Origin of the sequence: Microcoleus sp. S1D4, assembly GCF_036700765.1 — a bacterium.
Taxonomy (GTDB): Bacteria; Cyanobacteriota; Cyanobacteriia; order Cyanobacteriales; family Microcoleaceae; genus Microcoleus.
Window position 1 is genome coordinate 124438 of record NZ_JAUBPP010000014.1, and the last position, 15584, is coordinate 140021.

A 15584-nucleotide genomic window follows, 5' to 3' on the forward strand; every position below is an offset into this window, starting at 1 on the left:
AGTTTCACTCCTCAGATTCAGATTCAGATTCAAAATCCACGCGGTCGTAAATATCACCCAACCGCATCTCAAACTCCACACAACTCAATTGTAATACCGTATCAGCACCATCATACTCAGACAAAATCCACTTATTATCATCCGTCTTGCAAAAATGTTCAACGTGCATCTCGTATTGATCGATCAAAACATACTCTCGAAAACTAGGAATAGAACGGAAAAGCTTAAACTTGCCGCCCCTGTCATAATCCTCCGTCGATGGCGATAAAACCTCAGCCACCATCACCGCATTAGTAATCGTATCTTTCCTACCCTCAGCAAACTCCAATTTCCCCGCCACCAACATTACATCAGGATAAGTATAAACCCGCTTCGACGGTATCCACAAACGCAAATCGTTGATAAATACTCGATACGGTTGTCCTTTCGTAGCAAAATTTAGTGTACCGCTCAAATTAAGAGCTATTTGATTGTGATTTGGTGTTCCGCCTGTCATAGGGATTATCCTGCCATCCTGATATTCACTTCTAAATTCTGCGATTTCTTCCAGTTTTAAATACTCTTCAGGAGAGTAATAAGTATGTACTTTTTTCTCAACTTTTTCCTCAACTACTTGTTCGCGGATTTCTGTTAATGCAGTCATAGTACATCCTCGGACTATCGTACTTACAATTATACAGGAATTCAATCCTTAAAAAATTGGAATGTCAGGACTAAAATCCTTGCTAAGAACGGGGTTGATTTATGTGTGTAGATATTAAAACTTGCTTTTACCAAGATAACTTTTTTGGAAAAGGGCGCCAAGTGCGGTATGATGTGAAATTGCGATCGGTTCTAGCGGGGAGCAGCCGCTAGAGGAAACGGGGAAAGTTCGGTGCAAGTCCGGCGCTGTCCCGCAACTGTAATGAAACCCTTGTGGTTTATAAAGTCAGAATGCCCGCCGATATCTAACTCACTTTTGAACGCATCTGCGAGGTACGGATGATGGATGGAATTAATGCTGCTGTACGCACAAAGCACAGTCTGTTTGTTTGTACTGCTTGCGCTAGTATTTGGAAAGACGGCAAGCGCGAAGGCAAAAGCGGCGGCCAACAATTTATGGAAGATTTATCGAAACTTGCTAAAGATTGGGAGTTTTGCGATCGATTTGAGATTCAAGAAGTTGAGTGCATGAGTGCTTGCAGTCACTCTTGTGCGGTGTCTTTTGCTGCTGTGGGAAAGTACACTTATCTATTTGGTGATTTGCCTGCAAATGAGCCGGAAAGCATCGAGGCTGTACTGGAATGCGCGGGTCAATACTATGCTAAACCTGATGGTTTGTTGCCTTGGTCAGAGCGTCCTCAAGCTCTGAAAAAAGGCGTTTTGGCTAAAATTCCGCCGCTGGGGAATTAGAGCCTTTTCTCGTTACCAGGCTCTGCTTATTGGTGACAACTTAACGTCAAGCCGACCGGATCTCTTGTTTTTATCAAAATCTAGATCCCCCCTAACCCCCCTTAATAAGGGGGGGACAAGAAATATGCTCAAAGTCCCCCTTCTTAAGGGGGATTTAGGGGGATCTAGACTTCGCATAAAAACGACATTTATTGTGGGTTTTAGTCTTAAATTCTCACCTATGGGCAGAGCCTGGGAACCAAAGATCCCATCACAAAACAAAAAACAAAATTATCAATGCACAAAATTCCTGTTACGGTTATCACTGGTTTTCTCGGTAGCGGCAAAACTACCTTAATTCGCCATTTGTTGCAAAACAATCAAGGCCGCCGCATTGCTGTTCTGGTTAACGAATTTGGCGAGATTGGAATTGACGGAGAGTTGCTGCGCGATTGCCAAGTTTGCGATGAAGAAGAAACTGTCAGCAGCAATATTGTTGAACTGACAAATGGTTGTCTTTGCTGCACTGTTCAAGAGGAATTCTTGCCGACTATGCAGGAGTTATTGAAGCGCAAAGACCAAATTGATTGTATCTTGATTGAGACTTCTGGCTTGGCACTTCCTAAGCCTTTGATTCAAGCTTTTCGCTGGCCGGAAATTCGCACTGGCGCTACTGTAGACGGTGTGGTTGCTGTTGTTGATTGCGAAGCTATTGCTAGCGGTAATTTTGTCGGTGATATCGATGCTTTGATGGCGCAGCGGCAGGCTGATGATAGTTTGGATCACGAAACTCCGATCGAGGAATTGTTTGAAGACCAGTTGGCCTGTGCTGATATGGTACTGTTAACGAAGGTCGATCGCGTGGATGCGGAAACTCAACAGAAAGTTCAAACCTGGTTGCAGCAAGAGTTGCGCCCGAGTGTGAAAATTGTTCCGTCTAAGGGTGGCGAAATTAACCCTGATGTGCTGTTGGGATTTAATGCGGCGGTTGAGGATGATTTGGAGTCCCGCCCGAGTCACCACGACACGGAGGAGGAACACGAGCACGATGATGATATTAACTCGACTTTCTTTATTGCCGATCGCGAATTTGAACCGGAAGCTTTGGTGAAAAAGCTGAAAGCCTTGATGCAGCAGGAAGAAATCTATCGGATTAAAGGGTTTGTGGCGGTTCCCAAGAAGCCGATGCGGATGGTGTTGCAAGGTGTGGGCGATCGTATAGAATATTTTTACGATCGCCCTTGGCAACCTTCCGAACTCCGTCAAACCAAATTAGTGCTAATCGGAAGAGAGTTGGAGCGCGATCGAATTGCAGCTATAATTAGCAGTTAATTATCCGAAATTCTTAGTCATATCGCGTGCGATCGACCCACTACAAACGGTTCGTAGTGCTGACTTCAGTGCGCTTTCATGTGGCGGACTTAAGTCTGCACTACGAAAAACTTTGATGGCGGTTAATAATAATCGCCCGCGATATCAGCATCAACAACGATTCGATCCAAACACAAACAATTGAAAATTTAGTCTTGACAAAATGCTAGATTACGATAACATTTTAGTCAAGGACTGAATTCCTCACTACTAACCCATTTTATCGCAGGTTTGCTGCACTATCCTTAAGGGCGATCGACAATTATGAACAAACAGCAATTTCTCGAACAACTCAACAGCATTCTCGACCAAAATCACCTGCTGAAACACCCATTCTACCAAATGTGGAACGAAGGCAAACTAGACATCGCAATGCTGCAAGAATACGCACAAGAATACTACCTGCAAGTCCACAATTTCCCCACCTACGTCAGCGCTACCCACGCCGCCTGCGACGACATCAAAATTCGTCAAATGCTCCTCGAAAACCTGATAGAAGAAGAGAGAGGCGCAGCAAATCACCCCGAACTGTGGCTGCGCTTTGCCGAAGGTTTGGGTTTAGACAGAAACGCAGTTCTCTCGCGCGAACACTTAGAAAAAACCACCGAATCCGTCCGCATTCTCAAAGACTTAGCCCGCAGCGAATCTCCCGCCAAAGGTTTAGCAGCCCTTTACGCTTACGAAGCGCAAATCCCCGAAGTTTCCACAACCAAAATCGCTGGTTTAAAGGAATTTTACGGCATCGATTCACAAGCAGCTTTGTCTTTCTTTCAAGTTCACGAAAAAGCCGACGAGTTCCACTCCGAAGCCACTCGCGAAGCTTTGTTACAGGTTTGTGAAACTGAAGAAGCACAACAGGAAGCACTGTTAGCTGCTGAGAAAGCAACTTCTGCTCTTAATTTACTGCTTGATGGGGTTTACGAAACCTTTTGTCAAGCTAAGTAAGCTTCAGTTGACTGTTGCTTTCTGGTAAAAAACGCATATTTGCAGGGCGGGTTTAGGTAGTGATTTTGACACTCGCAAACAATCCTAAAAAACCCGCCCCCTCTCGCTTTGTTTATCTCTTAAAACTATCTGCGTCGCTCTGGGTTAATCTGCCTTATATTAAATCCTCTCTTCATCGGAATAGTAAATTCAGGCGTGGCTTAATCAGGGTATGAAAAAAATAAATTGAAAATTTAGAAGTTTTGTGGATTCTGGTTTCTATGACTTGCATATTTAGCATTTCATACCGTAAATCAGCAACGCCCTACAGTACACAATTTCTAACCAAACTAACGCGAACTAACCAGGGTTCGCCCGTTATCGCATCCTACACGCGAAAAACAACTGCTGCTCGTTAGTTGCAGTAGCACTACATCGCTGCTAACCTCAACCCTGTTGGCAAGAAACTTCTTCTTGACAATCCAGGCGACACCAGCGCTTACAGCCGCGTTCACGCCCGCTACCACCCGGTTTTTCGCAATATAGTTGAAAAATACGGTTACGATTAAGCGTCAGAGGGCGTGAATTCAGGATTAGCTATCTTGACTCGATTTCGTGGGACTTCGACCAAATTAATCGCTGCGTTCAAGTCCCGATTCAGCAACAAACTGCAACACTCACATAGACGGTAGATTCTTCGCTTCACTCAGAATCACAAGTATTTAAATCGATCGCCCAATGTGAATTTTTCTCTCTGCAAGCGATCGCAAATTTGCACTTTTTCAACCGCCAAATATTGCTGAAACTCCGGTTTCTCCAAACCGCTGCGCCACATCACCAGAGCATCTTCTCCGGTATCTTCGTAGTATCGTTTCCGCCTTCCTGCTTCTTTAAATCCAAATTTTTTGTACAGCGCCACTGCTGCTAAATTAGATTCTCGCACTTCTAAAGTAGCCCGCTCTAATTGCCTGTCGCAAGCCGATTTTAGCAGCGCCCAAAGCAGAGCTTGCCCGAAACCCCGACCTTGAAACTCAGGATGAATTGCCAGCATGATAATGTGAGCTTCTTCTAAAATTACCCACAAACAACCGATACCGATGAGAGTTGGGGGAATCTGTAGGGGCGGTGGATGGTGCGTGCCCGCCCGGTTTTGACTTGATTCAGAGTCCTCAATTTCGCGCAGCCACAAACCCAATAAATCGCTGTTAGGACTGTCTAATTCGCGCCTGTAGCCTTCGATCGTCCAAAGTCCGCCAAAACAAAGGCGATCGAGCTCGACCGCACTGTTGAGGTGTTCGGTGGCGATCTGTTTAATTTCTAGAAAACGCACGGCAGTAAATTGTACACTAGAAAATAAAGTAGCGATTAGTTTTTTTTTGCTATTGTCGAGTAATTGCTAATCAGTCTCCTAACATTAGTCTACAGCAGCGACTGTTCGCTGCCGGCTGAGGACTGCTGACACATGAATAATCACCAAGGATAGTTATTGCGCCGATGGTATCTACTCAATCTCTGAGGGCGGAATCTGGACTTCAGTACCTGTCTGAGTCTCAAGAGGCTCTCTCAAGCCGATCGCCCAATCAAGAACTTTTACCGCTGACAGCCCGCGTTAACAGCCGAGACAGGCTGGAAATCGGAGGCTGCGAAGTGACAGCTTTGGTGGAGCAATTTGGCTCGCCACTGTACATTTTAGACGAAGAAACGCTGCGGGCGGCTTGCACGCAGTACCGGGATGCTTTTGGACGTTACTATCCGGGCGAAACTCAAGTGCTCTATGCTTCTAAGGCTTGGAGTTGTTTGGCGGTTTGCGCGATCGCAGCTTCGGAAGGTTTAGGAATAGATGTAGTATCTGCAGGGGAAATTTACACTGCACTGCAAGCTGGCGTTAGCCATGACAAAATCTATTTCCACGGTAACAACAAGTCCCGCGAGGAATTACAGCTAGCTGTCGAAAGCGGCTGCATTACCGTAGCCGACAATTGGCAGGATTTAGAAACTCTTTCTGAGTTGGGAAAATTGGGTGTCACCAGTAAAACAGGCGGGCCGACACGAGTTATGGTGCGGTTTACTCCGGGAATTGAGTGTCACACCCACGAGTACATTCAGACTGGTCAAATCGACAGTAAATTTGGCTTCGATCCCAATTCGCTCGATCGAGTATTTAAGTTCATCAGCGAACAGCCGTCCTTATATTGTGTGGGAGTGCACGCTCACATCGGCTCTCAGATTTTTGAACTGCAACCCCACGACGACTTAGCCGAGGTCATAATTCAGGCCTTGACAAAAGCACAAAGTTATGATTTGCCTGCGACAGAAATTAATATTGGCGGTGGGTTGGGCATTCGCTATACTGAAACGGACGATCCTCCTAGCATTGACGATTGGGCTCGGACAATTTGCACCGCAGTGGTAGCAGCTTGCGAGCGGCACCAATTGCCATTACCGAAATTGCTTTGCGAACCTGGTCGATCGCTCGTCGGTACAGCCTGCGTCACCGCTTACACCGTAGGTTCTCAAAAAGTTATTCCGGGAATGCGGACGTATTTAGCTGTGGATGGGGGAATGTCGGACAATCCGCGTCCTATTACCTATCAATCAGTGTATCGAATCCTCGCAGCCGGCAAAATGCGCGATCCCTTAACGGAAACAGTGACAATTGCTGGAAAACACTGCGAGTCAGGCGATGTTCTGATTAAAGATGCTAAATTGCCAGAGTGTCACGCCGGAGATATTCTCGCCGTTACGGCGACAGGAGCATACAATTACAGTATGTCTTCTAACTACAACCGAGTACCCCGACCGGCAGCGGTTTTAGTGAAAAATGGGGAAGTTAACACGATTTTACAGCGGGAAACTTACCAGGATTTGCTGAGGCTCGATCGCCTTCCGGCACGACTCGGAACTCAAAAGTAAGAAGTAAAAAATAAAAAGTAAAGAGTAAAAAGTAAGATAATTCATTTTGATTTCTTGATGATTGTCTTTTAACTTTTTACTTTTGGCTTGTTTAGTCACGCGATTGGAATAACAACTGTTCATGGTTCACGGGTTCGAGTGCATCACGGTTCGCGGTTCACAGGCGGTAGCGTTCGATGAACCATGAACAATCAACAATCTGGCTATAACTTTGGCCTCGTTGAGTCCTTATTGGTTCAGGCGATCGATATTGGACTGGTATTTACGCTTGCGTATTTGGTGCTCGTCATTGTCGGGGAGCGCCGGACGCTGTGGATGGTACGGGGATTTATTATTTTGATGCTGGCGACGGCACTGAGCAACTGGGCTGGATTGAGACTGTTGCACGTTGCCCTCAACAGCTTGGTGACAGGTTCTGCTGTGGCAATGGCGGTAATATTGCAGTCGGAGTTTCGCCGATTTCTGGAACAATTAGGGCGGGGGGAAATTGTACAATTGTTTGGACGCGATCGCCGACCAACTCCCGCACCGGACAGCGTAATAGATGAAATTGTGGACGCAGTAAAAGAACTTTCGCAAAACCGCACGGGCGCTTTATTAATTGTAGAAACAGATTCTCCGATCGACGATCGGGATTTTTCAGTGCCGGGAGTCAAGCTAAATGCTGAAGTCTCTAAAGAATTGTTGCAGACAATCTTTCAGCCGCAAACTTTGCTGCACGATGGTGCGGTGTTGATTCGAGCTTCGCGGATTGTGTCGGCGGGGGTAATTTTGCCTTTGTCCGATCGCAGCGCGTCGCGACAGTTGGGAACCCGCCACCGGGCGGCGATGGGGATTACCGAACGGGTGCAAGCTTGCGTGTGCGTGGTGGTGTCTGAGGAAACGGGTTCGATTTCTCTAGCGCAGATGGGAATGTTAAATCGACCTTTGACTAGCAGCAAACTTAAGGAATTGCTGGAAGCAAAGCTGTTTCCGTCGGAGGGAGAAAGAGTTGTGGCTCCAATTCCGATCGGCAATTTCGGACGGCAGATAGGATTGAAGGGAGTGACACTGTTAAAGCGGATACTGCGCCGTTAGTCGGGTAATCGGGAGAAACCATGAGTCAAGGAATTTGCTTGGAAAAGCTGCCGGAGGATCTACAACAAGAACTACTGCCTAAGCACATAGCAGTGATTATGGATGGCAACGGGCGCTGGGCTAAGAATAAGGGGTTGCCGCGGATTGCGGGACACCGCCGGGGAGCTAGCGCCCTGAAGGAATTGTTGCGCTGCTGCAAAGATTGGGGGATTCCCGCTTTAACGGCCTATGCTTTTTCGACGGAGAACTGGGGGCGGCCGGCTGGAGAGGTGGATTTTTTGATGAGTTTGTTTGAAGGCAAGCTGCGACAAGAATTGCGGGAGATGGTGGACGAGGACGTACAAATTCAATTTATGGGGAATTTGGAGGCTTTGCCGAGGTCTTTGCAGGCGGAAATCGAGCGTTCTGTAGCCGCAACGGAGCACAATCGGGGGATTTTGTTTCGGGTGGCGACGAATTATGGCGGCCGCCAGGAGATTGTACAGGCTTGTCGGGCGATCGCCACTCAAGTACAAGAAGGCAAGTTGCAGCCGGAGGAGATTGATGAGGTTTTATTTAAACGCTATTTGTATACTGCTGATGTTTGCGATCCGGATTTGCTGATTCGGACTAGCGGGGAAATGCGGTTGAGCAATTTCTTGCTGTGGCAAATGGCTTATGCGGAAATTTACATTACTGAGACGCTGTGGCCGGATTTTGATCGATCGGAGTTTCACCGCGCTTTGTCTGATTATCAAAAACGCAGCCGCCGATTTGGCAAAGTCTAAGGATTTGGGATTTGAGATTTGAGATTTTTTGGTTGATTTGTCAGTTTCTAATTAGATGTGGATTCTCGCTTGATTCCCAATCTAAAATCTCATAGCAATTTCACCGATGTCTCGATCTACAGAACAATCCGATTTTAGATCGTCGATTTGATTACAAATCTAAAAATCTCAAATCGCCAATCTAAAATCAAATTAGGGGCCCGAGAAAACGGCATCTTCAATGTCGTGACGCGAGAGAGAGTATTTGAAGGCTCTTTGAATGTCTTTACCGTCGGCCCCTGCGTCAATGTAGCGGACGGTGATTTGGTCGATATCCAGGAAAAGTTCTGCTTTCCAGGTAGGTCGATCGATCTGCCAGCAGTGTAGTTCTTGCCGGTCTTGCTCGCAGCCGCGGCTTTTTAGCCACTGCTCGATTTCTGGCAGCGGATGGTTGTACAAAGGAGTATCAGCGGAAGGAAGAGTCATGGGATTTTAGATTTTAGATTTTAGATTGGGAGATTTTGGATTGGGGATTTGAGCGTTTAATTGCCGCGAATTAAGCCGATCGCGATCGCCAGTACCAAACATCCGATTAAAGTAGTTCCCATGATAAACAGGGCGAATATTTCTCCTGGGGAAAGAGGGCGATCCGTGGGGTCTAGATAAGCCGAGTTAGAAGTTTTTTCACGCGATCGAGAAACCGGAGTGTTAAAACCAGGGGGCTGCTGAATCACGTTCATCCGAGAATAGCCTATTTTGAGGTCGTAGGCGAGGCGGCGTTCTGGGTTGCTGAGGGTGGCGTAGGCGTTGTTTAGCTGCTGAAATTTAGCGGTGGCGACGGAGGGTGGCAGGTCGGTGGTATCGGGATGGTAGAGTTTGCTCAGTTCCCGGTACGATCGCCGAATTTCGATCGCGCTGGCTGAAGGATGGAGCCCTAACAAGCCGTAATGACTGGAACCCAAGGGGGTTTTGCCTGGTGTTTTCTGACTTTTGTTTTTAGCAGTTGCCTGGTTAGGATTCACCTCAGCGCCTCTAGGCTTGTTATGAATACTTTTCGATCATTTTAGCCTAAAGTTGGGGGCAACGCCTGTGTCGATCGCAAGTTCCGCACATCCTCCAGCGTCAGCCCTGTTGTTTGGCTGATGGTTTCGTCATCTAGACGTGAAAGTAGTTGTCGGGCGATCGCCAACTTCTCCAATCGCATCCCTTGTTCTATGCCCTGTTCTATGCCTTGTTCTATGCCCTGTTCTATGCCCTGTTCTCGCGCTTCTAGAGCCGCTTTCATAATCGCCCCCTGTTGGTCATAAATAAACTGTTCTCTTCTGTCCAAATCTGCCACTTCCTCTCGGCTTAACTTGGATTGATTCGCAATATTAAAAGCTGACTGTATTTCGGGTATGCTATCCATTGCTTCTGGGATTGATGTGAGACTTCTGGCATTTTTCATGAAATAAATCCATTTATCTGCTAAGGTTTCCAGTTCCTCCTCTCCTTTAGTAAACTTGGGCAACTCTACAAACACTAAATCCAGGTCGTTTTCGGGATAAGTAAAGTTTTTATTCACTTCCTTGAACACAAATCTCGAAATAAATTCTTCACTGTTAGCAAACATTTCAAAATCCGTAATTGTCAAAGCAATCACTGGCTTCAGCAATCGATATCCTTGTGCTGCTTCCAATTGAAAAGCATAGGTTTTTGCTGCATTGTACAAAACTCGCTTGCCAAAAGACTGGACGTTTAGCACTTGCATTTCAATGATGACTAAAGTGCCGTCTTTGAGTTGGGCTTTCACATCCAGATAACTATCTTTTAATCCTTCAAGTTTGGGCGGCAGATTTGGGTTGATAATTTCTAAGTCTTCGATGGTAGAATTACCTTCATAAATTAAGGCGTTGAGAAAGCTAATCAGAATATCTTTGCTTTCTGATGAACCGAAGATTTTTTTGAAGGCGTAATCGGTTTTTGGGTTGATAAATATCATGGCTTTAATATTTAGGTTTTTGGTTATTAGTTTTGTGACGGAGTAGGGGATTTGAGAGCAGTCAAACTGCTGATTTTGTTTCAGGCAAAGACTTGACATCTTTGGGTAAATGTGCATTAGCGATCGCCAGCACAGACTCATCGTCTCTTTGTTCGCCGTCAATGGGGAGCTGGCAAGAAATTAGTTCTGTGACAATCCGATCGCCCAGAGCATCTTCCCAATCCTGCAACTGTTCTCTGGCTGCGATCGGGGAATTGACAGCAACATCTACGCCCATTTGGTGCAGGTTAAGGCTGTGAGTGGTCGATCGGCGGTTGACAAACTCCACCAACCAAACGCTCAATCCGACAGCAGCCATCAAAGGCAAGACAATGCGGTAATCGCGGGTTAATTCAAACATCAACAGGATGGCTGTCAGCGGTGCTTTGGCGCTGCCGGCAAGGATCGCGGCCATGCCCACCATTGCATAGGCAGCAGGGCCTGCAACTCGATCGCTCATTGCCGGCAACATTTCCAAAAAGATGCCGTAAGCCGAACCCAGACAAGCTCCCAAAAACATCGCCGGAGCGAATATCCCCCCTACCAAACCGCTGCCGAGGCTGATTGCTGTCACCGCCAGTTTGACGAATAGCAGCAACAACAGCAAAGGCAAGGAAAATTTCACATCTTGCAGCATGGCTTCAACTGTTTCGTAGCCTACGCCCAAAACTTGAGGAAATTGCAGGGCGACTAAACCAACAATCGCACCGCCGACGATCGGATGAAACGGGCGGGGCATTCGTCCGAGCCAACCAAATCCTCGGATTTTTCCTTGAAAACAGCGATCGGTCAATTGAATTGCTTCTGTATAAGCTAGGGACACACAGCTCGCCAAAAGCCCCAATCCCATGTATAGCGGCAGTTCTAGGGGGCTGCGGACATCGTAGACAGGCAAAGCAAAGGCCGGCTGAGCTCCCAAACAAATTTGAGCGATCAGCGCCGAAACGACAGCAGAGAGCAAGACAACGCTGACTGACGAAGTGGCGAAGGTGCTGCCGAGCACGACTTCTAGCGCAAAAAAGACTCCGGCGATGGGAGAGTTAAACCCGGCGGATAAACCTGCTGCTGCTCCGGCGCCCAGGAGCAAGCGCTGCCGTTCTGGGGAGAGCTGCAAGACTTGAGCTAGCAGCATTCCGAAGTTGGCGCCGATTTCGACGCTGGGGGCTTCCGGGCCGAGAGATGCGCCGGTGCCGAGGGATACTGAGGCGGCCACCATTTTGGTGATGGGTTTGAGGGGGGAGAGTTCTTGCAGCCCGCGGGTGGCTGCAATTAACGATGACATATTCGGGCCAAAATCCCGAAACCGCCAGCGCATCAGCCCGATGATGACTCCGCCTAGAGTGGGAATGCAGGCTAGCGTCCAAGGGCCTTTCGAGGCGATCGCCCCCATGAAGTCTTCCAGCATCACGCTGTGGATGAAGTGGATCAGATAGTGAAAGGTGACGACGCCCGCGCCCGTAACTCCCCCAATGACTAGGGAGAGGATGAGCAGGAGGGTTTCGGGGCTAGGGTGCAGGCGGGTGAACAACGGGCTGAGGCGGGAGGCGTCGGGAGTTTCTGCGGTTGGCTCAGGTGGCGGCAGATCCACAGGAGGGGTGGCTGTCATTGAACGGTTAATTCTTCTGTGAGAATTTAGATAAATATTACATTTTATTTCTTATTTTCATTTTGAGTGATTTTAGGGGAATTGACAACTTAATTAAGGCGTATTTTACGGTAGATTTTGGCGGCCAGTGGTTGGGGTGGAACGACCGATTCTGAGAGTCGGCAAATTGGGCGCGATCGAATTCTCAGTTACATTCAAACCTAGATAGATTCTGGCGATAATAATGCTCATTAACTATATTTACAGTGTTGGCGCTAGCGGGCGATCGCATCCATGAACTTGTAAAATCGTATAATTCAGTGAAATACAACATTCCGATTGAAGAATTGGCGATGCGAGATTCTACCTTAAAACCACAAATCTCAAAGCTCAAATCGATCGCGCCCAACATCAGATATGTTGTTTATCCGGCGGGATTCTTGGTCTGGCTTTGGCGATTAACATTAACGGATCGCCGATGGTGGCGACTTTCCAGGGAGGGGATTCTAGCTGGCGGGCTGCCATTAAAAAGGGTGCACCTCGTGTTAGGCGATCGACCATTATTTTAGGTGGAAGAAATGCAGCCAAAAAAGGTTCGTTGACGCTACCAATATAGGCGTAAGCGCCATTTTGCAACCACCTACCAGCAACGGTATTTACATCATCGGGAGCTGATGCTGACCAACTGTGAATCATGTGGATTGCTGCAGGAAATTGCAGCTTTGGTATGTCGTCAACTGCCGCGTCGCCGTTACCGACTTGAAATGATTTTGGATAGCCTTTGGAATTCATCAATATTAAGTCAAATGCCCAGGGTATTGCTGCTAAACTCCGCCACTTTTCCAAGCTAGCTTCTGGTTGTTGCACTAATTCTACGTTAATGCCTATGCTTTTTAGTTTGTTAGATGCTTCTTCCATTCCATATTTTCCCCAGTTTCCTTCTGTGGGGTAACTGTTATAAAGCATGGCTGTTTGGCTGTCAAGAAATATGGCACACATGGCTTGATATATCGATCGCACTTCGGAGCCGTAAATCCAGCCGGCAGCGGCCCACCGTTCGCCGTTGGGATGCCTTCCTAAACCGTCGGTAACAGCCCATTGTTCGTCTTTGTTTTTGGGGGATTGATATTTTACTGCTAGTTGGCGTACAATGGTAATTGTGTCGATCGGATCTCCGAGTTGAGAGTAAAAATATCCAGTGGATTCGACGGCTTTTGTAACCGCTGCTTGCAGATTTTTCCACTGTGTATCATTGAGGTTATCGTTGGGTTTTCCGAAGTTACCTTCGAGAAATACTAAAGGTTCGCCGCGGGCTGCTGCTAAGGCAACTGCTGCTGTACGTGCGGGGTCGTTTTCTGATGTGATTACTACTCCTGGAGGTTCCCAGCCCAGCTCAGTCCATTTTGCTTTTAAGGTTTTAGTATCCGTGGCATTCCAGGCTGCTGCTGCGCTGTTGAGCATTAATTGTTGGAGTTTTTGACCTTTTGGGAGTTGCTGTTTGATGCTCGGCAAACGGATGATTTCTTCGGGTTGGAAGCGCTGCACAAACATCGGCGCATATTTTTTATCTTCGATGAGAATGGGCCAGTTTCCTTTGAGATTCCATTTTTGGATTGCTGCTAAGAATGTGGCTTCGTCTGGTACTAAAACTATGCGATTAACTGTTGGGATGTTTTCGCGGAGGATGTTGACTCGGAGGCCTGTTTGTACTGGCCAGGGTTCTTGTTTGGCTGAGTCGGGAAGTTTAAAGGATTTTGTTGCAATAAAAAAGCTACATCCATTAATTATTGTTAAAAACGAGCACAAAAATAGGATTAATGCTAGAATTTTAATGTGTAACTTTTTGCGATTTTTCATATTTTTTTTACCGCAGATTGAAGCAGATTTACGCGGATTAACTCAGAGGTCGATGGGTTCTATTAATAAATGCCCGGAATGAGTTTTTTGACTCGCTGGCGATATTCTGAATAGTCGGGATATTTTTCACTCAACCAGGTTTCTTCACGATTGGCTTTGATATCAAAAAATATCAGTAAAATTGCAGTTGCTATTAAGTGCGATAGGCTCATTTGAAAAATTGCCCAACCGAAAGCTGCTAAAACTAAGCCGCTGTATAAGGGATGCCGCACTATGCTGTAAATTCCTGTTTGGATTAATTCTCCGTTTTCTATGGGATAGGGTAAAGGTGTGAGGTTTTTTCCTAAGTCTATCAATCCTTTGACGATTAAAATTAATGCACCCAAGCCGAGCATAGCTGCCAGAAACCAGGTAACATAAATTAATTGAGTTGATTCAATTTTGAATCCCGGCATTTGATAAACTGGTAAAATGGCAAATCCTGCTAGCAATGCTCCTTGCAGTAATACTAAATATTCGCCGCGGCTGTTGTGACGCAAGCTTTCGCGGGTGAAACCCCAGTCAGTTAAAATTTTCATAGTTGAAGGAATTGGGAATTGGGAATTGGGAATTGAGAATTGGGAATTGGGCATTGGTAACTAATGACAACAGTCAACAGTCAGTAGGGGCGGTGCCCCCGTGCCCGCCCTCAAGCGTCAACAGTCAACAGTCAGTAGGGGCGGTGCCCCGTGCCCGCCCTCAAGCGTCAACAGTCAACAATTAACAAATTTATTCTAGCCAAGGACGTGTCATTAGCTCTAGTTGGTTGACTTCATCTTGGCTTAAAGTCCAACCTAATGCGCCTGCATTTTCTTGGGCTTGTCTTGCGGTTTTAGCGCCGGGAATGGGGATGACTCCGTTTTGGGCTATTAGCCAGTTTAGGGCTACTTGGGCGGGCGTGCGAGATCGCTTTTTGCCCATTTTCCGCAGGGTGGACATGACTAATTCGATTTTTGCGATGCCTGTTTTGCTGAAGCGGGAGTCCAGTTTGCGGGCTCCTGCCGGTTGTTCTTCGGCGGTGTATTTACCTGTCAGCAATCCTTGGGCTAAGGGGCTGTAGGCTAAAATTGTTACTCCCAATTCCGAGGCGGTACTGACAATTTTTTGTTTTTCTACTTGCCGCGACAGCAATGAATAACGGACTTGATTGGTTGCTAGGGGTACGCCTCTGGCTGCGAGTATTTTGTGGGATTCTCGCATTTGTTCTGCTGAATAGTTGCTGACTCCTACTGCTTGAATTCTGCCTTTTTTTACTTCGTCTGCTAAGGCGTTCATTAGGCTTTCTTGACTCAGTAAAAAAGTGAAGGGCCAGTGGACTTGGTAGAGGGTTATTTGTTCTACTTGCAAGCGTTTTAAGCTGGCACTCAAAGCGTCGGAAACAGATTTTCCGGTAATCCGCCAAGGTACGGGGCCGAATTTGGTGGCTATTTGGACGGGTTGGCTGGTTTTTTTGATAAACTGTCCCAGCAATTCTTCTGACAAGCCGTTACCGTAGACTTCGGCTGTGTCGAAAAAGTTGACTCCTGCGTCTAGGGCTGTTTTGAATGCTGCTTCTACTTCGGTGGCGCCGTAGTTGCTACCGTAGTTCCAAAATAGTTTATCGCCCCAAGCCCAAGTTCCGACGCACAGGGGAATGACGGCTGGGCCGTTTTGTCCTAGGGTAATGGTTGTCACGGTTGGT

At 47.0% G+C, this 15584-nt stretch carries 16 protein-coding genes and 1 riboswitch; of the genes, 6 read left to right on the forward strand and 10 right to left on the reverse strand.

The genetic code is table 11. The features are described from left to right. Positions 1-4 precede the first annotated feature (4 nt). Positions 5-643: a Uma2 family endonuclease gene (locus QT998_RS16270; protein ID WP_333115201.1), complete on the reverse strand. Its 639-nt coding sequence runs from the start codon at positions 641-643 to the stop codon at positions 5-7. Positions 644-812: 169 nt separating this feature from the next. Then, positions 813-959: riboswitch (cobalamin riboswitch) on the forward strand. A 22-nt stretch (positions 960-981) separates the two neighbouring features. Here QT998_RS16270 and QT998_RS16275 point away from each other — a divergent pair. The 3 genes from QT998_RS16275 (at position 982) to QT998_RS16285 (ending at position 3687) form a co-directional block, all read left to right on the forward strand. Continuing rightward, positions 982-1392 carry a DUF1636 domain-containing protein gene (locus tag QT998_RS16275; RefSeq protein ID WP_333089994.1) on the forward strand — a complete coding sequence of 137 codons (411 nt, stop codon included), beginning with the start codon at positions 982-984 and terminating at the stop codon, positions 1390-1392. Between the two features lie 276 nt (positions 1393-1668). Then, entirely contained in the window at positions 1669-2703 is a 1035-nt protein-coding gene (cobW, locus tag QT998_RS16280) for a cobalamin biosynthesis protein CobW (protein ID WP_333089995.1), read from the forward strand. Positions 2704-3006: 303 nt separating this feature from the next. Beyond that, the gene (locus QT998_RS16285; protein WP_333115199.1) at positions 3007-3687 is read left to right on the forward strand and encodes a CADD family putative folate metabolism protein; all 681 of its coding nucleotides are present in this window, start codon (positions 3007-3009) and stop codon (positions 3685-3687) included. A 691-nt stretch (positions 3688-4378) separates the two neighbouring features. Here QT998_RS16285 and rimI read toward each other — a convergent pair. After that, a complete protein-coding gene (gene rimI, locus QT998_RS16290; RefSeq protein ID WP_333115197.1) occupies positions 4379-4996 on the reverse strand; it encodes a ribosomal protein S18-alanine N-acetyltransferase in 618 nt (205 codons plus the stop codon). A gap of 164 nt (positions 4997-5160) precedes the next feature. On the opposite strand from rimI, the gene lysA reads away from it, so the two are divergent. From lysA to QT998_RS16305, 3 genes are all read left to right on the forward strand, one after another. Continuing rightward, complete coding sequence (lysA, locus tag QT998_RS16295; protein WP_333115195.1) at positions 5161-6579, forward strand: diaminopimelate decarboxylase; 1419 nt, start codon at positions 5161-5163, stop codon at positions 6577-6579. A gap of 183 nt (positions 6580-6762) precedes the next feature. Then, positions 6763-7656, forward strand: coding sequence for a diadenylate cyclase CdaA (gene cdaA, locus QT998_RS16300; protein ID WP_194011314.1), 894 nt, complete (start codon positions 6763-6765; stop codon positions 7654-7656). 20 nt (positions 7657-7676) lie between these two features. Beyond that, the gene (locus tag QT998_RS16305) at positions 7677-8423 is read left to right on the forward strand and encodes an isoprenyl transferase (RefSeq protein ID WP_194069556.1); all 747 of its coding nucleotides are present in this window, start codon (positions 7677-7679) and stop codon (positions 8421-8423) included. Between the two features lie 192 nt (positions 8424-8615). Here QT998_RS16305 and QT998_RS16310 read toward each other — a convergent pair whose 3' ends face one another. The 8 genes from QT998_RS16310 to QT998_RS16345 all read right to left on the reverse strand — a co-directional run bounded on the left by QT998_RS16310 (position 8616) and on the right by QT998_RS16345 (position 15577). Then, positions 8616-8888, reverse strand: coding sequence for a DUF3143 domain-containing protein (locus QT998_RS16310; RefSeq protein WP_194069554.1), 273 nt, complete (start codon positions 8886-8888; stop codon positions 8616-8618). Positions 8889-8944: 56 nt separating this feature from the next. Continuing rightward, a complete protein-coding gene (locus QT998_RS16315) occupies positions 8945-9424 on the reverse strand; it encodes a J domain-containing protein (RefSeq protein ID WP_333115193.1) in 480 nt (159 codons plus the stop codon). A gap of 41 nt (positions 9425-9465) precedes the next feature. Continuing rightward, a complete protein-coding gene (locus QT998_RS16320; protein WP_333115191.1) occupies positions 9466-10383 on the reverse strand; it encodes an Rpn family recombination-promoting nuclease/putative transposase in 918 nt (305 codons plus the stop codon). Between the two features lie 61 nt (positions 10384-10444). Next, the gene (locus QT998_RS16325) at positions 10445-12028 is read right to left on the reverse strand and encodes a chloride channel protein (RefSeq protein WP_333090008.1); all 1584 of its coding nucleotides are present in this window, start codon (positions 12026-12028) and stop codon (positions 10445-10447) included. A 105-nt stretch (positions 12029-12133) separates the two neighbouring features. Further along, the gene (locus QT998_RS16330) at positions 12134-12259 is read right to left on the reverse strand and encodes a hypothetical protein (protein ID WP_333115189.1); all 126 of its coding nucleotides are present in this window, start codon (positions 12257-12259) and stop codon (positions 12134-12136) included. Between the two features lie 159 nt (positions 12260-12418). Beyond that, the gene (locus tag QT998_RS16335) at positions 12419-13864 is read right to left on the reverse strand and encodes a hypothetical protein (RefSeq protein WP_333115188.1); all 1446 of its coding nucleotides are present in this window, start codon (positions 13862-13864) and stop codon (positions 12419-12421) included. 62 nt (positions 13865-13926) lie between these two features. Then, a complete protein-coding gene (locus QT998_RS16340; RefSeq protein WP_333090011.1) occupies positions 13927-14442 on the reverse strand; it encodes a methyltransferase family protein in 516 nt (171 codons plus the stop codon). A gap of 190 nt (positions 14443-14632) precedes the next feature. Continuing rightward, on the reverse strand, positions 14633-15577 hold the full coding sequence (locus tag QT998_RS16345) for an aldo/keto reductase (RefSeq protein ID WP_333115336.1): 945 nt from the start codon (positions 15575-15577) through the stop codon (positions 14633-14635). Positions 15578-15584 lie beyond the last annotated feature (7 nt).

What these genes read in the sequence shown, in the direction of transcription:
- cdaA (WP_194011314.1), top strand. Translation starts at nt 6,763, where the DNA reads ATGAACAATCAACAATCTGGCTATAACTTTGGCCTCGTTGAGTCCTTA.
- QT998_RS16320 (WP_333115191.1), bottom strand. Translation starts at nt 10,383, where the DNA reads ATGATATTTATCAACCCAAAAACCGATTACGCCTTCAAAAAAATCTTC.
- lysA (WP_333115195.1), top strand. Translation starts at nt 5,161, where the DNA reads ATGGTATCTACTCAATCTCTGAGGGCGGAATCTGGACTTCAGTACCTG.
- QT998_RS16340 (WP_333090011.1), bottom strand. Translation starts at nt 14,442, where the DNA reads ATGAAAATTTTAACTGACTGGGGTTTCACCCGCGAAAGCTTGCGTCAC.
- QT998_RS16270 (WP_333115201.1), bottom strand. Translation starts at nt 643, where the DNA reads ATGACTGCATTAACAGAAATCCGCGAACAAGTAGTTGAGGAAAAAGTT.
- QT998_RS16335 (WP_333115188.1), bottom strand. Translation starts at nt 13,864, where the DNA reads ATGAAAAATCGCAAAAAGTTACACATTAAAATTCTAGCATTAATCCTA.
- QT998_RS16285 (WP_333115199.1), top strand. Translation starts at nt 3,007, where the DNA reads ATGAACAAACAGCAATTTCTCGAACAACTCAACAGCATTCTCGACCAA.
- QT998_RS16305 (WP_194069556.1), top strand. Translation starts at nt 7,677, where the DNA reads ATGAGTCAAGGAATTTGCTTGGAAAAGCTGCCGGAGGATCTACAACAA.
- cobW (WP_333089995.1), top strand. Translation starts at nt 1,669, where the DNA reads ATGCACAAAATTCCTGTTACGGTTATCACTGGTTTTCTCGGTAGCGGC.
- QT998_RS16275 (WP_333089994.1), top strand. Translation starts at nt 982, where the DNA reads ATGATGGATGGAATTAATGCTGCTGTACGCACAAAGCACAGTCTGTTT.
- QT998_RS16310 (WP_194069554.1), bottom strand. Translation starts at nt 8,888, where the DNA reads ATGACTCTTCCTTCCGCTGATACTCCTTTGTACAACCATCCGCTGCCA.
- QT998_RS16325 (WP_333090008.1), bottom strand. Translation starts at nt 12,028, where the DNA reads ATGACAGCCACCCCTCCTGTGGATCTGCCGCCACCTGAGCCAACCGCA.
- QT998_RS16330 (WP_333115189.1), bottom strand. Translation starts at nt 12,259, where the DNA reads ATGAGCATTATTATCGCCAGAATCTATCTAGGTTTGAATGTAACTGAG.